Annotated in this window: 14 protein-coding genes; 6 read left to right on the forward strand and 8 right to left on the reverse strand. The window is 64.2% G+C overall.

The window, feature by feature from the left end:
* Nucleotides 1–4 precede the first annotated feature (4 nt).
* The 4 genes from AC07X9_RS15630 to araD1 form a co-directional block, all read right to left on the reverse strand.
* On the reverse strand, nt 5–1,036 hold the full coding sequence (locus AC07X9_RS15630) for an arabinan endo-1,5-alpha-L-arabinosidase (protein ID WP_017183800.1): 1,032 nt from the start codon (nt 1,034–1,036) through the stop codon (nt 5–7).
* 63 nt (nt 1,037–1,099) lie between these two features.
* Nucleotides 1,100–2,662 (reverse strand): alpha-N-arabinofuranosidase, encoded by a 1,563-nt coding sequence (locus tag AC07X9_RS15635; RefSeq protein ID WP_026002513.1) that lies wholly within the window; start codon nt 2,660–2,662, stop codon nt 1,100–1,102.
* Between the two features lie 19 nt (nt 2,663–2,681).
* Nucleotides 2,682–3,608, reverse strand: coding sequence for a Gfo/Idh/MocA family protein (locus tag AC07X9_RS15640; RefSeq protein WP_017183802.1), 927 nt, complete (start codon nt 3,606–3,608; stop codon nt 2,682–2,684).
* 5 nt (nt 3,609–3,613) lie between these two features.
* Nucleotides 3,614–4,606: an AraD1 family protein gene (gene araD1, locus AC07X9_RS15645; protein ID WP_026002514.1), complete on the reverse strand. Its 993-nt coding sequence runs from the start codon at nt 4,604–4,606 to the stop codon at nt 3,614–3,616.
* A gap of 205 nt (nt 4,607–4,811) precedes the next feature.
* On the opposite strand from araD1, the gene AC07X9_RS15650 reads away from it, so the two are divergent.
* Entirely contained in the window at nt 4,812–5,576 is a 765-nt protein-coding gene (locus AC07X9_RS15650) for a FadR/GntR family transcriptional regulator (RefSeq protein WP_026002515.1), read from the forward strand.
* Between the two features lie 95 nt (nt 5,577–5,671).
* Here the strand turns inward: AC07X9_RS15650 and AC07X9_RS15655 are convergent, their stop codons facing one another.
* On the reverse strand, nt 5,672–6,979 hold the full coding sequence (locus AC07X9_RS15655) for a sugar MFS transporter (RefSeq protein ID WP_026002516.1): 1,308 nt from the start codon (nt 6,977–6,979) through the stop codon (nt 5,672–5,674).
* A 122-nt stretch (nt 6,980–7,101) separates the two neighbouring features.
* On the opposite strand from AC07X9_RS15655, the gene AC07X9_RS15660 reads away from it, so the two are divergent.
* The 3 genes from AC07X9_RS15660 to AC07X9_RS15670 all read left to right on the forward strand — a co-directional run bounded on the left by AC07X9_RS15660 (nt 7,102) and on the right by AC07X9_RS15670 (nt 11,312).
* Nucleotides 7,102–8,250 carry an aldose epimerase family protein gene (locus AC07X9_RS15660; protein ID WP_017183806.1) on the forward strand — a complete coding sequence of 383 codons (1,149 nt, stop codon included), beginning with the start codon at nt 7,102–7,104 and terminating at the stop codon, nt 8,248–8,250.
* 3 nt (nt 8,251–8,253) lie between these two features.
* Nucleotides 8,254–9,108, forward strand: coding sequence for an SMP-30/gluconolactonase/LRE family protein (locus tag AC07X9_RS15665; RefSeq protein WP_026002517.1), 855 nt, complete (start codon nt 8,254–8,256; stop codon nt 9,106–9,108).
* 338 nt (nt 9,109–9,446) lie between these two features.
* Nucleotides 9,447–11,312, forward strand: coding sequence for an ABC-F family ATP-binding cassette domain-containing protein (locus AC07X9_RS15670; protein WP_017183808.1), 1,866 nt, complete (start codon nt 9,447–9,449; stop codon nt 11,310–11,312).
* A gap of 7 nt (nt 11,313–11,319) precedes the next feature.
* Here the strand turns inward: AC07X9_RS15670 and AC07X9_RS15675 are convergent, their stop codons facing one another.
* Both AC07X9_RS15675 and AC07X9_RS15680 read right to left on the reverse strand, forming a co-directional pair.
* Nucleotides 11,320–14,211, reverse strand: coding sequence for a CHAT domain-containing protein (locus AC07X9_RS15675; RefSeq protein WP_017183809.1), 2,892 nt, complete (start codon nt 14,209–14,211; stop codon nt 11,320–11,322).
* Nucleotides 14,212–14,326: 115 nt separating this feature from the next.
* Nucleotides 14,327–15,844, reverse strand: a complete 1,518-nt coding sequence (locus tag AC07X9_RS15680; RefSeq protein WP_026002518.1) for a cysteine--tRNA ligase — start codon at nt 15,842–15,844, stop codon at nt 14,327–14,329.
* A 331-nt stretch (nt 15,845–16,175) separates the two neighbouring features.
* Here AC07X9_RS15680 and AC07X9_RS15685 point away from each other — a divergent pair, with 331 nt between their 5' ends.
* Together AC07X9_RS15685 and AC07X9_RS15690 are read left to right on the forward strand one after the other, a co-directional pair.
* Nucleotides 16,176–16,868 carry a Bax inhibitor-1/YccA family protein gene (locus tag AC07X9_RS15685; RefSeq protein WP_017183811.1) on the forward strand — a complete coding sequence of 231 codons (693 nt, stop codon included), beginning with the start codon at nt 16,176–16,178 and terminating at the stop codon, nt 16,866–16,868.
* Between the two features lie 4 nt (nt 16,869–16,872).
* On the forward strand, nt 16,873–17,166 hold the full coding sequence (locus AC07X9_RS15690; RefSeq protein WP_026002520.1) for a TFIIB-type zinc ribbon-containing protein: 294 nt from the start codon (nt 16,873–16,875) through the stop codon (nt 17,164–17,166).
* Between the two features lie 91 nt (nt 17,167–17,257).
* On the opposite strand, the gene AC07X9_RS15695 is transcribed toward AC07X9_RS15690, so the two are convergent.
* A complete protein-coding gene (locus AC07X9_RS15695; RefSeq protein WP_017183813.1) occupies nt 17,258–17,551 on the reverse strand; it encodes a GIY-YIG nuclease family protein in 294 nt (97 codons plus the stop codon).
* Nucleotides 17,552–17,561: the final 10 nt, after the last annotated feature.

Raw genomic sequence — 17,561 nt, forward strand, 5'->3', positions numbered from 1 at the left:
GTATTCAATAATCGGCCTGGGGCCAGCCGTCCGCGCCCCAGCGGACCGGCGCGATCCGCAGGGTCGGGGCGCCGTTCGATTGCTTGTCATAGGCGTGGTAGACGACATAATCCTGGCCATCCCTGTCATGCAGCCAGCCCGCATGACCAGGACCACGGAAGCGCTGTTGTTCCTGCAGGTCGGCGCGCAGGAAGATGGTGCCGCCCCCTTCCAGCATCGAACTGCCATCCTTGCCCAGATAGGGGCCGGTTATCGCCTTCGACCGGCCGATGACGGTGTAGTAGGTGCTGGCCGCGCCCTTGCAGCAATAGTCGTAGGACGCCATCAGCCAATAATAGCCGCCATGGTCGATGATGAAGGGCGCTTCGACCGGGGCCGGACCACCCGCCGGGGCCGGACGCCGGGCGATGGCGACGGGTCTGGCCTTGGGATTTTTGGGCTTGCCGCTTTTGGGGTCCAGTTCGAACAGTTTAAGGCCCGTCCAGAAGCTTCCAAGCGACAGCCAGTGACGGCCTTCGCGGTCGATGATGAAATTGGGGTCGATCGCGTTGAAGTCGTCGCTCTTGTCCGACATGACGACCATGCCTTCGTCCCGCCAATGATAATCGGGCGCGTCAGGGTCCAGCGTCGGGCTGGTCGCCAGGCCGATCGCGGATCGGTTCGACCCGAAGGTGGAGACCGAATAATAGAGGCGGTAGCGGCCATTCACATAGCTGATGTCGGGCGCCCACATGCCATCGCTGCCGGGGATCGCTTCCTTCGCCCAGTCGGGCAGGGCGGTAAAGACCGGCGCGCCGGCGGTCCAGTGGATGAGGTCAGGGGACGTGCGGGTTTCGATCAGCCGCTGGCCATGGCCGGTGCTGAATATGTGATAGGTGTCGCCCTGCCGGATGATGACCGGATCATGGGTGGGCGTCAGGTCGCCGGTCAGGCGGCTGTTGAGCGTGTCGCGCGGCGGCGGGGACGGCTGCTGCGCGCTGGCGGGGATCGCCAAAAGGGCGAGGGCCAGCCAAGCGATGAACGTCGGTCGCCTCATGCGGACCTCTCCAATTAAAGCCATGTGCTCCCGCCTGCGCGGGGGCACATGACACTTCAGGCCTTACTGCAACTCCAGCACCACGACCGACTTGGGCGGCAAGGTCACGCTCAGCGTGCCGCCGCTGACCTGCGCCCCGGTAAAGGCGACCGGCTTGACGGTGTCGGGCGCATCGAACGTGTTGTGGGCGTTGATCGCTGATGCGGTCAGGATGCGGCCGGTGACGTTCGCGGCATTCAGCCCGTCCAGTTTGACCGTGACGCTATTGGGCTGGTTGGGGTCCAGGTTGGACAGGCCGACATGCACCTTGCCATCCTTGCCCCGGACCGCCGATCCGCTGACGGCGGGCATCGACCATTTGTCCTTATGGTACCAGGGTGTGTCGATGCTGATCGGCAGCACGGTCGCATCCTGCCAGGGCTTGTACATTTCAAACACATGATAGGTCGGCGTCAGCGCCATCTTGCTGCCATCGGTCAGAATCATGGCCTGCAACACATTCACCATCTGGGCGATGGCGGTCATCTTCACCCGGTCGGCATGGCGCGCAAAAATGTCGAGATGGATCGACGCGACCAGCGCATCGCGCAGCGTATTTTGCTGGCGCAGGAAACCGGGATGGGTGCCTGGGTCATCGGCATACCAGGTGCCCCATTCATCGACCGCCAGCCATATTCTCTTGGCCGGATCATATTTGTCCATGATGGCGCTATGCTTGGTGATCAATTCGTCGATGCGCAGCGCTTCGGCCAATGTGTTGGCCCAGCCCGTCTCGTCAAACTGAGTGGAGGAAGCGCGCGGCGGCCAGGCGCCTGGGATGGTGTAATAATGGAGCGACAGCGCGTCGAGCTGGCCGCTCGCCATCTTCATCATCGTCTCGGTCCAGTTATAATCGTCGGAATTGGCGCCTGCCGCGATCTTCATGATCCTCGTGCCGCGCGGCGCCTTGATGAAGGTGGCGTAGCGGCGCGTGACGTCGGCGGCATATTCGGCGCGCATATTGCCGCCACAGCCCCACAATTCGTTGCCGACGCCGAAATAGGGGACGGCCCATGGTTCCTTGTGCCCGTTCTTCGCGCGTTCTTCGGCCAGCGTGCCCGCTGGCGACGTCATATATTCGACCCATTCGGCCATTTCCTGCGGCGTGCCATTGCCGACATTGCCCGCGACATAGGCCTCCGCGCCGATCTGGCGGATCAGCTCGAAAAATTCATGGGTGCCGACCGTGTTCGGCTCGGTCACGCCGCCCCAATGGGTGTTGATCTTGACCGGGCGCTTGGATTTGCCGCCAATGCCTTCGCGCCAATGATATTCGTCGGCAAAGCAGCCGCCGGGCCAGCGTACGACAGGCACGGACAGGTTCCTGAGCGCCGCAATCACATCGTTGCGGAAGCCGTTCGTATTGGGGATCGTCTTGTCATTGCCGACCCACAGGCCGCCATAAATGCCGTTGCCCAGATGTTCGGCAAACTGGGTGAAGATGCGCTTGTCATAGACGGGGCCGGGGCTGGCGGCGTTGATCGTCGCGATCGTCGGCTTGCCATCCGTGTCGGCATGGGCGCTGGTGGCAAGCGCCGTAGCGCATAGTAGCAGCGTGGCCGTCGTGCGGCGCAGGGCTTTGATCATGTCGTCCACTCCTGTAATCTTAATCGTGAAATGCGTCGGTGGTCTCGCGCCGCCCGCGCAGGAAGGCGTCGGCGACCAGCCGCAGCGGATCGGTATCGACGTCCGATAGCCCGCCCCGGATCAGTGCGGCAAAGCGGCTGTAGAGCCCTGGATATTCGACATCCTCGCCATGGTCGGTGGAACCGGGCAGGTGCAGCACCGCGCCCCCTTGCGACAATTTGAGCGTGCCTGCGTCGGTTTCGACGGCAATGTCCCAGCTTTGCGGGCCGGTCTGCCGCCAGTCGAGGTCCATGTGGATCGGCGCGCCGCCCGTGTCGCGAAAATGCAGATCAGCCGCGATCGGGGCGGCGCGATTGTCCGGCAGGATCAGCGTTGCATCCTTCAGGAAGAAGGGGCGCGGCAGGATGTGGGTCGCTATTGAGAGCGCGTTGATCCCCGGATCAAACACGCCAAGGCCGCCGGGTTGCCAGATCCATGCCTGCCCCGGATGCCAGACGCGCACATCCTCTCGCCAGACGATCGACACGCTTTGGATCTTCCGCTCCGCCAGCCAGGCGCGCGCCGGAGCGACGCCCGCGGCAAAGCGGCTGTGCCAGGCCGCGAACAGCGAAACGCCCACCTTGTCCGCCTGCGCCTGCAACGCGCCGACTTCGGCCAGCGTCGCGCCGGGCGGCTTTTCCAGAAACATATGGATGCCGCGCCCCAGCGCCTGCGCCGCCAGATCATAGCGGACCTGCGGCGGGGTGCAGAGCGCTATCGCGTCCACCGCCGGGCCGTCATGCAGCAGCGCGTCCAGGCTGGCCAGATGCGGCACCCCGTCCAGCCCGGCATCATGCGGGCTGACCGTCGCGGCCAGGCTGAAGGCGCTATTGCCACGGATGGCGGGGACATGCTGGTCGCGCGCGATCTTGCCCATGCCCACGATTGCGATGCGGATCGGGTCCATGGCGGTCAGAGCGCCTGAACGACCACTTCGACGGGCCCGGCGCGTTGCAACGCATTGCGCACCGGCAGGGTGAAGGGCGCGGCGGCGATTTCGAACACATCGCCTTCCTGCGTCGCGATGCCATCGCTGAACGACAGCGTCGCCGTGCCGAAGAAATGGACATGGACGTCGCCGGGACGGCGGAACAGGTCATATTTGAAATGATGATGTTCCAGATTGGCGAAGCTGTGCGACATATTGCCTTCGCCCGACAGGAACGGTTTTTCCCAGATCGGGACGCCATCGCGCAGGATGCGGCTGGCACCCTCGATATGCGCAGGCGGGGTGCCGACCAGCAATTCCGGGCCAAGCGCGGCCTGCCGCAGCTTGGAATGGGCGAGCCACAGATAATTGTGCCGCTCGGTCACATGGTCGCTGAACTCGTTGGCCAGCGCCAGGCCGAGCCGATAGGGCTGGCCGTCATCGCCCATGATGTAGATGCCCGCCAGTTCCGGCTCCTCGCCGCCATCCCTGGCAAAGGCCGGCATGGTCAGCGGTTCGCCCGGCCCCACCAGTTGCGACCCGTCGCCCTTGTAAAACCATTCGGGCTGCTGGCCGACGGCGCCCGGCGCGGGCTTGCCGCCCGCCAGCCCTTCCAGGAACATGCGCATGGAATCGGTCTGGCGTTCCGCCGCCGCTGCCTCGCGGTGCATCTTGTCGCGGCCTTCGGCGGAGCCAAGATGGGTCAGGCCCGTGCCGGTCAACTGGATATGCGCGTCATCGTCATGGTCGATGGGGGCGAGCAATTCGCCCGCTGCAAAGGCCGCGGCAATGTCGATCGCATCGCCCGCGCCTGCCGCATCGACCGCGGCGCTCAGGCTGATGTTACGGGCGATCGCGTCGAGCGCCAGGGCGCGGATGCTGGCATAGCCCGGCACGATATGGGCGGCATCGCCCTGCGCCGCGATGACGGAGCGGACGCCGCTGGGGGCACGATGCTGCAACAGGCGCAATGTCATGAAAAAACTCTCCTCCCGCACGCCATTCGCGGCGCTGGCTGATCCTGAATGATGGCCGATCATGTGCCTGGGCGGCTGCAATATGCAGCAGCGCTTGCGTGATGACTCTCTCAATTACTCCGACATATTACAGGAAGATGGTAATGGCAATGCTTGTATTCTACATCGATCCGTGCCTGATAGGTGCAAGGTGGGAGGAGCCGGGATGGGAAAGGACAGGCCGTCAACAACTGCGCATGCCGCGGAAAACGGGGATTCGGCAAAAGTGGCGCGGGGGCCTGGCAGGCGATTGCACGGGGCGATCGCGCACAAGCTGGGCACGGCGATCTTGTCTGGCCAATATGCGCCGGGCGATGTCCTGTCGGGTGAGGTCGCCTTTGCCGAGGAACTGGACGTGTCGCGCAGCGCCTATCGCGAAGCGATTCAGGTGCTGACCGCCAAGGGATTGGTGGAAAGCCGCCCCAAGGCCGGAACGCGGGTGTTGCCGCGCACCCGCTGGAACCTGCTTGATCCCGAAGTGCTGGGCTGGGCCTTTGCTGGGGAACCCGACATCCAGTTCGTGCGCGACCTGTTCGAGCTGCGCGCCATCGTCGAACCGGCCGCCGCCCGGCTGGCGGCGCAGCGGCGCGACAAGAATGACATCAAGATCATGAAGGACGCGCTGGCCGCGATGCGCCGCCATACGCTGGCGACCGAGCTGGGGCGCGCGGCCGACCGCGATTTTCACAATGCGATCCTCAACGCGACCCGCAACGATGCGCTTCAGGTATTGTCCGCCAGCATCGGATCGGCGGTCAACTGGACCACCCAATATAAGCAGCGCGCCCGTGCCCTGCCGCGCAACCCGATCCCCGACCATGTCCGCGTGTTCGACGCGATCGCGGCGGGAGACGCGGCGGCGGCGGCCGAGGCGATGGGCGTGCTGGTCGATCTGGCGCTGGAGGATACTGCAAGCGCGATGGGGGGATGATCCTGCCCGGTACGGGGAATGAAATAGGCCGGAGCAGGGTGGTCCTGCTCCGGCCTCTTTTTTGCCCCGAAGTGCGACCCTCGGCTGTTTTTGGCTTATTCCGCGACTGGCTGGTCGGGCAGCGCATGGGTCACTTTCGATCCCCATAGCGCGTAGAACAGGATGTAGAGTTCGCACGCCGCGGTCAGCAGGAACGACCATTGCAGGCCATATTCGTCCGCCAGCCAGCCCTGCACCACGACCAGCGCACCACCGGCGATCGCCATGATCAGCAGGCCGGAGCCTTCCTCGGTCAATGGCCCAAGCCCCTTGATCCCCAACGTGAAGATGGTGGGGAACATGATCGAGTGAAACAGGCCGACCAGGATCAGCGACCACATCGCGATCGGGCCGGTGGTAAATACCGTCACCAGCATGACGATGAACGCCCCGATCGAGAAGGCGGCCAGCACATGGCCTGCATCGAATTTCTGCATGATCGCGGAGCCGGCGAAGCGACCGACCATCATCCCGCCCCACAGCAGGCTGAGATAATTGCCCGCCTGCTCATGGGTCAGGTTGGCGATATCGGGCTGGCTGACGAAATTGACGAACAGGTTGGCGACGCCGATTTCCGCGATCAGATAGATGAAGATGGCCGGGATGCCGAACACCAGATTGCGATGCACCCAGAGCGAGTGCTTCTTGCGCTCTTCCTTGCTGTGACGCGATGTCGCATTGCCCATGGCGGGCAGGGGGAAGCGGGCGATGATGACCGCCAGAACCACCAATATGACCGCGACGATGATATAGGGCAGGATCACCGACTGCGCGTCGGCCAGCCGTTCGGCCTGGGTCAGGACGACATCGCCCTGCGACGTGCCGCCCTTTGACCGGCCTAGGATCAGATAGGCGCCAAACAGGGGGGCAAGCATCGTGCCCGCCGAGTTCATCGCCTGCACCAGATTGAGGCGCGAGGAGGCGGTTTCCGGCTTGCCGACGACCGCGACATAGGGGTTGGCCGCGACCTGCAACAGCGTGATGCCGCTGGCGATGACGAACAGCATGACCAGCGTCACGCCATAGGAGGGGATGGACGCCGCCAGCGTCATGCCCGCTGCGCCCGCCGCCATGATCAGCAGCCCGATGACCATCGACTTCTGATAGCCGACCCGTTCGATCAGCTTGGCCGATGGAATGGAGGCGAAGAAATAGGCGATGAACCAGACCGATTCGATCAGCGTCGTCTGGGTGTAGCTCAGGTCGAACACGCTGCGCAGATGCGGCAGCAGCGTGTTGTTGATGACCGTGATGAAGCCCCACATGAAAAACAGGCTGGCCAGCAGCCCTAGCGCCGGGCCGTAGCGAACGCCGGGATTATGCGCCATCGATGGCGCGGCGGTCGAGGAAACTGGTCCTGCCATTCATCCGTCTCCGTAAATTCCAATGCGGCACAGCCGCTATGAGGGGTTGCATCCGCTTATTTTGTCTGAGTATATTCCCCGAAACCGCCCGTCAATGGGTCATGGTCATAAGAGGAAGCCTCATGCGCAACGTCGCTATTATCAAAACAACGCTGTCATACGCAGTCGCGCTGGCGCTGACAAGCGGGGCGGCGCTCGCCGCCGAAGCCAGCCGCGCGCCCGCCGGAACCCTGGCGGACGGAACCGCGGTCGAGGTGATCAGCCTGACCAACAAGCAGGGCATATCGGCCCGGATACTGACCTATGGCGCGACGCTCCAGTCGCTGTCGATGCCGGACAAGCATGGCAAGGCTGCGGACGTGCTGCTCGGCTATGATGACCTCAAAGACTATGTCGACCATCCCAATTATTTCGGCGTGACCGTGGGCCGCTATGCCAATCGCATCGCGGGCGGCGCCTTCTCGATCGACGGCAAGGCCTATCAGTTGCCGCTCAACGACAAGACCAACAGCCTGCATGGCGGCGGCAAGGGTTTCGACAAGCAGGTCTGGAAAGTCGCCTCCGTCAAGAGCGGGCCGGTCGCAACGCTGGTACTGACATTGACCAGTGCGGATGGCGATTCGGGTTATCCGGGCAAGCTGGACAGCAGCGTCACCTACACGCTGGATGAGGCGGGCAATCTGGGTATCCTATTCGATGCCAAGACGGACAAGCCCACCATCGTCAACATGACCAACCATGCCATTTTCAACCTGGGCGGCGAAGGATCGCCGGACGGGGCGCTGGGCCATCTGCTGACCATTCCGGCCAAAGCCTATACCCCGGTCGATGAAGCGCTGATCCCGACTGGTGAACGCAAGCCGGTGGATGGCAGCGTGTTCGATTTCCGCCAGCCCCGCCGCGTGGCCGACGGCATTCGCGACGGCCGCGATCCGCAGATCGTGTTCGGGCGTGGCTATGACCATAATTGGGCGCTGGACAAGGGGCTGACCAAGACCCCCGAACTGGCCGCCCGGCTGGAAGATCCGGTATCGGGCCGGGTGGTTGAGGTGCTGACGACCGAGCCGGGCGTACAATTTTACGCGGGCAATTTTCTCGACGGTACGCTGGTGGGCAAGGGCGGTCACCTCTATCGCATGGGTGACGGCATCGCGCTGGAGCCGCAGAAATTCCCCGATGCGCCCAACAAGCCCAATTTCGTGTCGGCGCGGGTCGATCCCGGCAAACCCTATCATCACGCGATGGTCTATCGCCTCTCGGTCAAGCGGTGAACCATGGCGCAGTGGCGGATGATCGCGCGCGATGGCGCCGACATGCTGGGCGAAGGGACTATATGGTCGGCGCGGGATGATGCGGTCTATTGGGTCGACATCCTTGCTCCCGCGCTCAACCGACTGTCCCTGAAGGACGGCGCCGTCGAACGCTGGGCAGTGCCCGAACCGCTGGGCTGGGTGGCCGAGCGGGCGGGCGGCGGCTTTATCGGCGGGTTCAAGAGCGGTTTTGCGGAGATCAGCCTCGACCCGCTGACCATCACGCCGATCGGTGACCCGGAACCTGATCTGCCGGGCAATCGCATGAATGATGGCAAGGCCGATGCGCAGGGCCAGATCTGGTGCGGCACGATGGACATGGCGGAGGAAAGCGACAGCGGATCGCTCTATCGCCTGACCCCCGATCTTGTCTGGCAACAGATGGATGCCGGCTATCGCGTCCCCAACGGCCCGGCCTTTTCGCCCTGCGGCAAATGGCTCTATCATAGCGATACGGCCCGCCGGATCATGTATCGCTTCGCCCGGACGGCAGAGGGAATTGCCGATCGGCAACCCTTCATTTCCTTCACGGATGCGGACGGTTATCCCGACGGCATGACCGTGGATGCCGACGGCCATATCTGGGTCGCCCATTGGGGCGGCGGGCGGATCAGCCGGTTCACGCCCGATGGCAGGCTAGACCGCGCCATCGCCTTGCCCGCGCGGCAGGTGACCAACATCTGCTTCGCCGGACCCGACCTGGATCGCATGTTCGTCAGTTCAGCCGCGATCGGCCTGGACGCGACGCCCTATGACGGCGGCTTGTTCGAAGTCGATTGCGGCGGGCGTGGCTTGCCGACCCATCTATTTGCTGGCTGACGTTCGATCGACATATGGGTCGATAAAAGGCGATTGAACTGGGTGCCGAAATCTGCTTAAAGCACCTGGACAGCGTTGTCATTCCTTCTCCAAGACGTACAACGTTGCGATCCCGAACAGCCATAGGCGAACTGCACGCGCCAAAGGCTGTTCGGGACATTTTTCCGCCACCTATGTTCGGTTCGCTGTCGGCTTATCCCGGCTATGGCTGACGCGCGGCGACCCGCACCGGCTTTCGCAGACCTGGCCCCGACAAAAGCAGCGTCGCTTGCGGGCGGAGAATGGAGACAGGGGCGCAAGCCCCTTCCCTGTGCGTGGCTTCCTGCTAAAGCGCCCCCATGCTCAATCTTAACGGTATCACCGTGCGCCTTGGTGGCCGCACCATCCTCGACCGCGCCAGCGCGGCGCTTCCCCCACGCAGCCGGGTCGGCCTGATCGGTCGCAATGGCGCGGGCAAGTCGACGCTGATGAAGGTCATGATCGGCCAACTCGATCCCGACGATGGCAGTTGCGACATGCCGCGCGACACACGCCTTGGCTATATTGCGCAGGAAGCCCCCAGCGGCACGGCGACCCCGTTCGAGACGGTGCTGGAGGCGGACAAGGAGCGCGCCGCATTGATGGCGGAGGCCGAGCATACCGAAGACCCCGATCGCCTGGGCCATATCTATGAGCGGCTGACCAGCATCGACGCCTATACCGCGCCCGCCCGCGCCGCGCGCATATTGGTGGGCCTTGGCTTTGACGAGGAAATGCAGGGGCGTCCGCTCGACAGCTATTCGGGCGGCTGGAAAATGCGGGTGGCGCTCGCCTCGCTGCTCTTCTCCAATCCCGACCTGCTGCTGCTCGACGAGCCGTCGAACCATCTCGACCTTGAAGCAACGATGTGGCTGGAAAATTTCCTGAAAGCCTATCGGGGCACGGTGGTCGTCATCAGTCATGAGCGTGACCTGCTCAACAATGTCGTCGATTATATCCTCCATCTGGAGGGCGGCAAGGTCACCCTCTATCCCGGTGGCTATGACGCATTCGAGCGACAACGGGCCGAACGCCTGGCCCAGCTTGAATCGGCGCGGGTCAAGCAGCAGGCCGAGCGGGAGAAATTGCAGGATTATGTCGCCCGCAACTCCGCGCGCGCATCGACCGCGAAGCAGGCCCAGTCGCGCGCCAAGGCACTGGCGCGGATGCAGCCGATTGCGGCGGCGATCGAAGACCCCACGCTGGCGTTCAGCTTCCCCAGCCCGCCCGAACTGCGCCCGCCGCTGATCACCATGGACATGGCGGCGGTCGGCTATGGCGACACGCCGATCCTGCGCCGGGTCAATCTGCGCATCGACCCGGACGACCGGCTGGCGCTGCTGGGCCGCAACGGCAACGGCAAGACGACGCTGGCCCGCCTGATCGCGGCGCAACTCGCGCCGATGGAAGGGCAGATGCAAAGCTCGTCCAAGATGCAGGTTGGCTATTTCACCCAATATCAGGTGGAGGAACTGGACGTCACCGACACGCCGCTGGAACATATGACCCGCGTGATGAAGGGTGCGACCCCCGGCGCGGTGCGCGCGCAACTGGGGCGGTTCGGCTTTTCGGGCGAACGCGCAATCCAGAAGGTCGGGAGCATGTCCGGTGGCGAGCGGGCGCGGCTGGCGCTGGCGCTCATCACCCGTGATGCGCCGCATTTGCTGATCCTCGACGAACCGACCAACCATCTGGACGTCGACAGCCGCGAGGCGCTGGTGCAGGCGCTCAACGATTATAATGGCGCGGTGGTGATCGTCAGCCATGACCGGCACATGATCGAACTGGTGGCCGACCGGCTGGTGCTGGTCGATGGCGGGACGGCCCAGCCGTTCGATGGCAGTCTGGAGGATTATACCGACATCGTCCTGCGCAAGGCCGATGGCAACAGCAGCGGCGACGCGCCCAAGGTCGATCGCAAGGCCGACAAGAAGGCGGCTGCCGAATGGCGCGAAAAGCAGAAGGCGCTCAAAAACGCCGTCTCCCGCGCCGAAAAGGAAATGGCGGCGCTGATCGCCGAGCGCAAGCGGATCGACGCCGTGCTGTTCGATCCCAAGGCCGCCACCGGGGCGGAAGCGAAGATGACGACCAGCGAACTGATGGTGAAGCGCGCCGCGGTGGAAAAGAAGCTGGAAGCAGCGGAGGAAGTCTGGATGGAAGCAGGCGCGGCGCTGGAAGCGGGCTGAAACCCCTTCAGCGCCCGATCAGGATGAACGGCGCCCAGATATAGGGCTGTGCCGCATCGGCCCGCCCTGACCGCATCAGCTTGCGCATCGCCTTCTGGAGCGCCACGGCACGGGGCGTCCCCCGGTTGGCGGCTTTCACTGTTTCGAGCGTCACGAAAGCGCTGGCATCGTCGCGCACCGGCCAGTGCGATACCAGCAGCGATCCCGCCCCTGCATAGCGGAACGCCTGCACCAGTCCCGAATAGGCCGGTGCCTGCGCGCTGTCGCCCGCCGCCGTGTTGCAGGCCGACAGGATCACCCAGTCCGCGCCGATCCGCATTGCCGCGACCTCCGAAGCGGTCAGCAGTCCGTCATCGCCGGTGCCGGGGGAGGGCGGAGACAGGACCAGCGCCGGTTCGGTCACGCCCTCCATCTGGCCGCTGACCAGTCCGTGGGTCGCAAACAGGATGACGGAATAGGGCGCGAGATCCTGCGCGCGCAGCGCCGCTTCGCTTGCCTGCGCCCCGACCAGCAGGGTGGCGCGATCCGTGCCGAAGCGATCCGCCACGGCGCGCAATTCGGCGAGCGATCCGGGCAGGGACGGCAGTTCGGACAAGGCAGCCGCATCGGCCGTGCCGCCGCGAAAATAATGGTTCGCCGCGAGCAGCGCAGGTGCCGCTGGCCTCGCCCCGGCGGCAAAGGGGGCAGGCGCGCCGACGCCCAGAAAGCTCTGGTTACGCATGGCGATCCGCTGTGGCGCCGCCGGGCCGGTGGCAAAGCCGGGCTGTACCTCTATCGCGAAGCGGCGGATCAGCCAAGGCGTATCCCGATCGATCGTAACGACAGGCCGTTGCGGCAGCATCGCGAAGGGCAGCGAGGCGAAAGCGCCGGTGGGCACGATCCGCAACGCCTTTGCCTTGCCCAGCCGGGCGAGGATGGTGGGCGTGAAGATCTGGGCATAGAGATCATGCGCAGCGGTCCGGTCGAACCCGCCGGGTGTCATCGTGCCGCGCAGCCGGTCGACCAGCGCGACCATGGCGGCGCGGCCCAACCCCGTGCGCTCCACGGTCGCGCCGTCGGCATCGACCGCCAGCAGATACACCCCGTCAAAGGCGGGCATCACCGCCAGCAAGGCTTCGTCCTGCGCCAATCCCGCGCGCAATGTCGCAAGGTCGGGCCGGATGCCGCCGCGCGCTTCGATCCAGCGGGGATAGTCGCGGGCGATGGCGGCCCGTTCGGCCTCGGCAATGGCCTCCACGGCGGAACGGGCGGCGCGCGCGGCGTCGACATCCTTGTCGGTTGCCAGCGCCTTGAGCAACGCGCTGTCCGCCTTGGCCAGCGCCTTCAGCTTGTCCTGCAAGGTGCGGACCCGCGCGGCGAGCGCTGGATCGGCCACCAGCCGCTCTGCCACCAGCCTGTTGGCCTGGGCAATGCGCGATCCGGCCAGAATCGCCATGGCGTCCAGCGCCAGCGCCGGGTCGTTCGCCTGCACCGCGATCTTGAGGATAGTGTCGAGCGCGGCGCGCTGTTCCTCATTCAGATCACCATCATCGTCGAGCGACTGGCTTTCGCGCAGCAGCCCGGCCATTTGCCGCGCCGCCGCGACAGCGCCGTCGCCCTGTGCCCAGGCGGCCATCATGGCGGCATTGGCCAGCGCGAAGGCAGGCGCATCATCGATCTGCCGGGTTTCACGCAGATAATCGGCGGCGGCGGCCCGCGCGGCGTCCTGCTGGCTGGTGGCGATCAGCGCGGGGACGAGCAGCGGATAGACACGCTGCCCCATGTCCCGATCGCTGGCGGTTGGGGTGCGGACGCGGTCCATCGCCGTGCGCGTACGCTCGATCACCTCCTTCGGCCGTCCCGACGCGGCACTGGCAACGGCGGCAAAGGCCAGCGCGCGCGCGCCTTGCGGGCTATTGTCGCCCTCGATCGCCCGAAAGCCGCGCTCCGCCTCCAGAAACAGTGGCTCGGCATCACTATAGCGTTCCATCGGCAACAGCACGCCAGCCATGTTATAGAGGCCGAAATGATAGAAGAGGCTCTTCGTCCCCACCGTCTCGCGCTTGATGGCGATGGAGCGCTCCATATAATCCAGGCTCTCCGCGCGTCGCCCCGTGCGCGCCAGCAGCAGTCCCAGCATTTCCAGCGACCGATGATAGCTGGGATGTTTGCGATCGACATGGTCGGTCGCGATATTGACCGCCAGCCGCGCATATTGTTCCGCCTCAACCAGCCGCGCCGCGCGATAGAGCATCTGCGCATAGGTGTAGGTCGCGGCCACCGTATCGGGATGATTGGGGCCAAGGCTGGTCGTGCGCGCGTCCAGGCTGGCGCGCTGGGCGTCGACGGCTTCGCCATAACGCCCCAGTCGCGATAGCGCCTGCGCGTGGGAAAAGGCGATGTTGGACTTGAGCATATAGTCCGCTTCGGAAAGCGCCTTTGGCCCGACGCGCGCGAAATAGCCGTCGGCATAGGCGCTGGCCTGCGCCAGCGTCTCTGCCCCGGCGGTGACGTCGCCGATGATCGACTGGACATAGCCCTTGACCGACATGCCTTCCAGCCAGGGGATGGGATAGGCGTCGCGGAACGGCGCGATCAGCGCCAGCCCCTTGTCCACATGGGCGAGGGCGGAGGGATTCTTGCCCTCGATCTGGTCCATGGACCCCAGCTTGATCAGGCCGACGCCCGCCAGCGGATGAGGGTGGTTGCCCACGCGCACCTTCATCGCCTTGTCGTGCAACGCGGCCCAGGCGTCGCGCGTCTTTTGCGACATCGACTGGGCGAAATCGTCATTTTCGAACAGGGTCGTCGCTTTTTCATCGAGCGCGCGCAATTGGGCGTGGCGCGGATCGTCGACGCGAAAGCCCGGCACGGTCTGGGCAACGCCCGGCAGCACCGGCATCGTCGCCAGCGCCAGCATCACGGCTATCCTGCCTGCCAAAAGCCCCATCGCCTGTCCCCTGACTCTGCCCCTACGGCATCCTTTGCGGGCGCGGGGGCTTTGGCGTCAAGTTACAAGCGTTCGGGCCGGACGATCATGCCAGGGTCAGGCGCCAGTCCCAGCGCAGCGGATCGCCATCCATGACATCGACCCCGCGCGCGATCAGGGCGTCGCGTATCTCGTCCGACAGGGCGAAATCCTTGTCGGCGCGCGCGGCGGCACGGCGTTCCAGTTCCGCCTCAATCTCTTCCGGCGCGATCTGCGCATCCTTGGGCTGGAGGCGCAGGTCCGCGCGGGTCAGGGTCATGAGGTTAAGACCCAGCGCCGCGTCGAAGGCCGCGATCAGGCAGAGTTTCTCATCCACCGGCACTTTCTTGAGCGCAATAGCCTCTTCCAGCAAAGGCAGCGCGCGCGGCGTCATCAGGTCATCGCTGATCGCCGCGTCAAACTGCTCCAGCAGGGGCGCGAGTTTGGGGTGCATGTTGGCGCGCAGATAGTCGAGCCGGGGCGATTGCCACGTCACCCCTTCGGCGCGGGCTTTCAGACCCTCGACGCCCATGACCAGCCTCTTCAGACGGGTGAGTGCCGCGCCGACACCCTCTGCGCTGAATTCCAGTTCGCTGCGATAATGCGCGCCCAGGCACAGCAACCGATAGGCCAGCGGATGCACGCCTGCGTCGATCAGCGAAAAGAGCGTGGTGAAACCGCCCTTCGACTTGCTCATCTTGCCGCTGCGATCGACCAGGAAATTATTGTGCATCCACCAGCGCGCGCCGGTGAAGCCCGCTTCCGCCGCGCCGACATCCGGGCCGCAGCAGGCGTGGAAGGCCTGATTCTGGGCAATTTCATTGGGATGATGGATTTCGCGATGGTCGATGCCGCCGGTATGGATGTCGAACGGATGGCCAAGGCGCGCCTGGCTCATCACCGAACATTCCAGATGCCAACCCGGCGCGCCCTTGCCCCACGGACTGTCCCATTCCATCTGCCGCTGTTCGCCGGACGGCGACTTGCGCCAGATCGCAAAGTCGGACGGGTTGCGCTTGCCCGCGACCGGATCGATCCGGGCATGGGCGGCATCGTCCCGCCCGCCAGCCAGCGCGCCATAATCAGGCACGGTCGCGCTGTCGAAATAGAGGCCGCTGTCCAGTTCATAGCAATGTGCTGGCGCGATCCGCTCGGCAAATGCGATCATCTGCGGCACATAGTCGGTCGCGACCGTCCATTCGCTGGGCGCGATGATGTTGAGGTCGGCGATATTCTGCTTGAAAGCCTGCGTATAGTGGGCGGCAATGTCCCAGATGCTCTTGGCGCTGGCGCGGGCCGCCGCCTCCATCTTGTCATCGCCCGCATCCGCGTCGCTGGTCAGATGGCCGACATCGGTGATGTTGATGATGTGGGTGACCGACAGCCCCTTCCACAGCAGCGTCCGCCGCAAAGTGTCGGTAAAGACATAGGCGCGCAAATTGCCCAGATGCGCATAATTATAGACGGTCGGTCCGCAGCTATAGACGCGCGCATGATTGTCCTCGATCGGCGCGAACGGCTCGATCGTGCGGGTCAGGCTGTTGAACAGGCGCAAGGGCGCTGCGATATGCTGGTCGTCGGACATGGCGCAGAGCGATGACGCGAAGCGGCGCATGGGTCAATAAGAAGAAATCCTCGCCGCGCGGGGGAAGAACCGAGAATTTGTAATAAAATGTTGCGCCGGCCTCTGGCTCTTGTACCGGCGCGTTCCTCCGCCAATATGGTTGGTGCGGGCCGGGCCCCTCTGACGCGCTGGACTTCTCCCCCCTGGTCCAGCCGTGATGTCGGACCGCATCGGGTGCGCCCGGTGCAGGTTTTGCGGCAATTCCCCCCTCATATGCCGCAGGAGACCGCACCGGGCCACTCGAACCATATCTTGATGGATGGAGTGACCTTACGTGAATAATCCCGTTCGTATGCCGGGCTATGGTGCGAGCCGCACGGCGCAGACCGACGCCGGGCTGCGCGCGCATATGCTGGGCGTTTTCCGCAATATGGGCCTGGGTCTGGTGATCACCGGGCTGGTCGCGGCGTTCATCGGCAATACGCCGGTGCTGGCCGCTGCCATCTTCGGTACGCCGCTCAAATGGGTGGCGATCTTCGCGCCGCTGGCCTTTGTGTTTTTCTTCAGCTTCCGCATCGAAAAGATGACGACCGCAGGCGCACGCATGGCCTTCTGGGCCTTTTCCGCCGTGATGGGCGTGTCGCTGGCCAGCGTTTTTCTGGTGTTTACCGGCGGCAGCATCGCGCAGGCCTTTTTCTCGGCCGCCGTCATGTTCCTGGCCATGTCGCTGTGGGGATATACCACGCAGCGTGACCTGACGAAGATGGGCAGCTTTTTGATCATGGGCCTCATTGGCATCATCGTCGCCAGCCTGATCAATCTTTTCATCGGATCGTCGGCGATGGCGATGGTTATCTCGATCCTGGGCGTGGTGATCTTCACGGGCCTGACCGCCTGGGATACGCAGCGGATCAAGTCGGAATATTTCGCCTATGCCGGCCATGAAATCGCGGCGAAGATGCAGGTCATGGGCGCGCTGTCGCTGTACCTGAACTTCGTCAACCTGTTCCAGATGCTCCTCAGCCTCACCGGCGAGCGGGAGTAAGCGGATGCGGGACCAAGCGGCCGTATCGGCCATGCTCTGCCCGGTCTGTCACGTCGGATTGGCGATGACGGATCGGCAGGGGGTCGAAATCGACTATTGCCCGCAATGCCGGGGCGTGTGGCTGGACCGGGGTGAACTGGACAAGATTATCGACCGGGCCATGTCCGACACGGCTGCGTCGGCCCGGCCAGCGCCCTTCGCGCAACCCAGCTACCGCCCGGACCGCGATTATCGCGACGACGGGCGGGGCTACCCGAAAAAGCGCAAGAAGAGCTTTCTGGAAGAGCTGTTCGATTGATGGAAAGGCCGGTCCTGCTGGGCCGGCCTTTTTCTAGTTCTTCCACCGTCATGCCAGCGAACGCTGGCATCCCACTTCTTTTCGCTGCCCGTCAGTCCAGATGCAACGTATCGAACAAATCGACCCATTTGGGATTGATGCTCTCGATCAATTCGACTTTCCACTCTCTCTTCCAAGCCTTCATCGCTTTTTCCCGTGCGATTGCGTCCATGATTGTCTCGTGCCGCTCAGCATAGACCAGCCGGTCGAGCCGATAGCGTCTGCAGAAATCCGACCCGATGCCTTCGCGGTGCTGCATAGCACGGTGCGGCAGGCTGGAGGTAACGCCGACATACAGCACGCCGTATGCACGGTTTGTCATGACGTATACCCAGCCGCCCCTCATGGAAGTCAAG

Source organism: Sphingobium sp. GW456-12-10-14-TSB1, assembly GCF_059424385.1.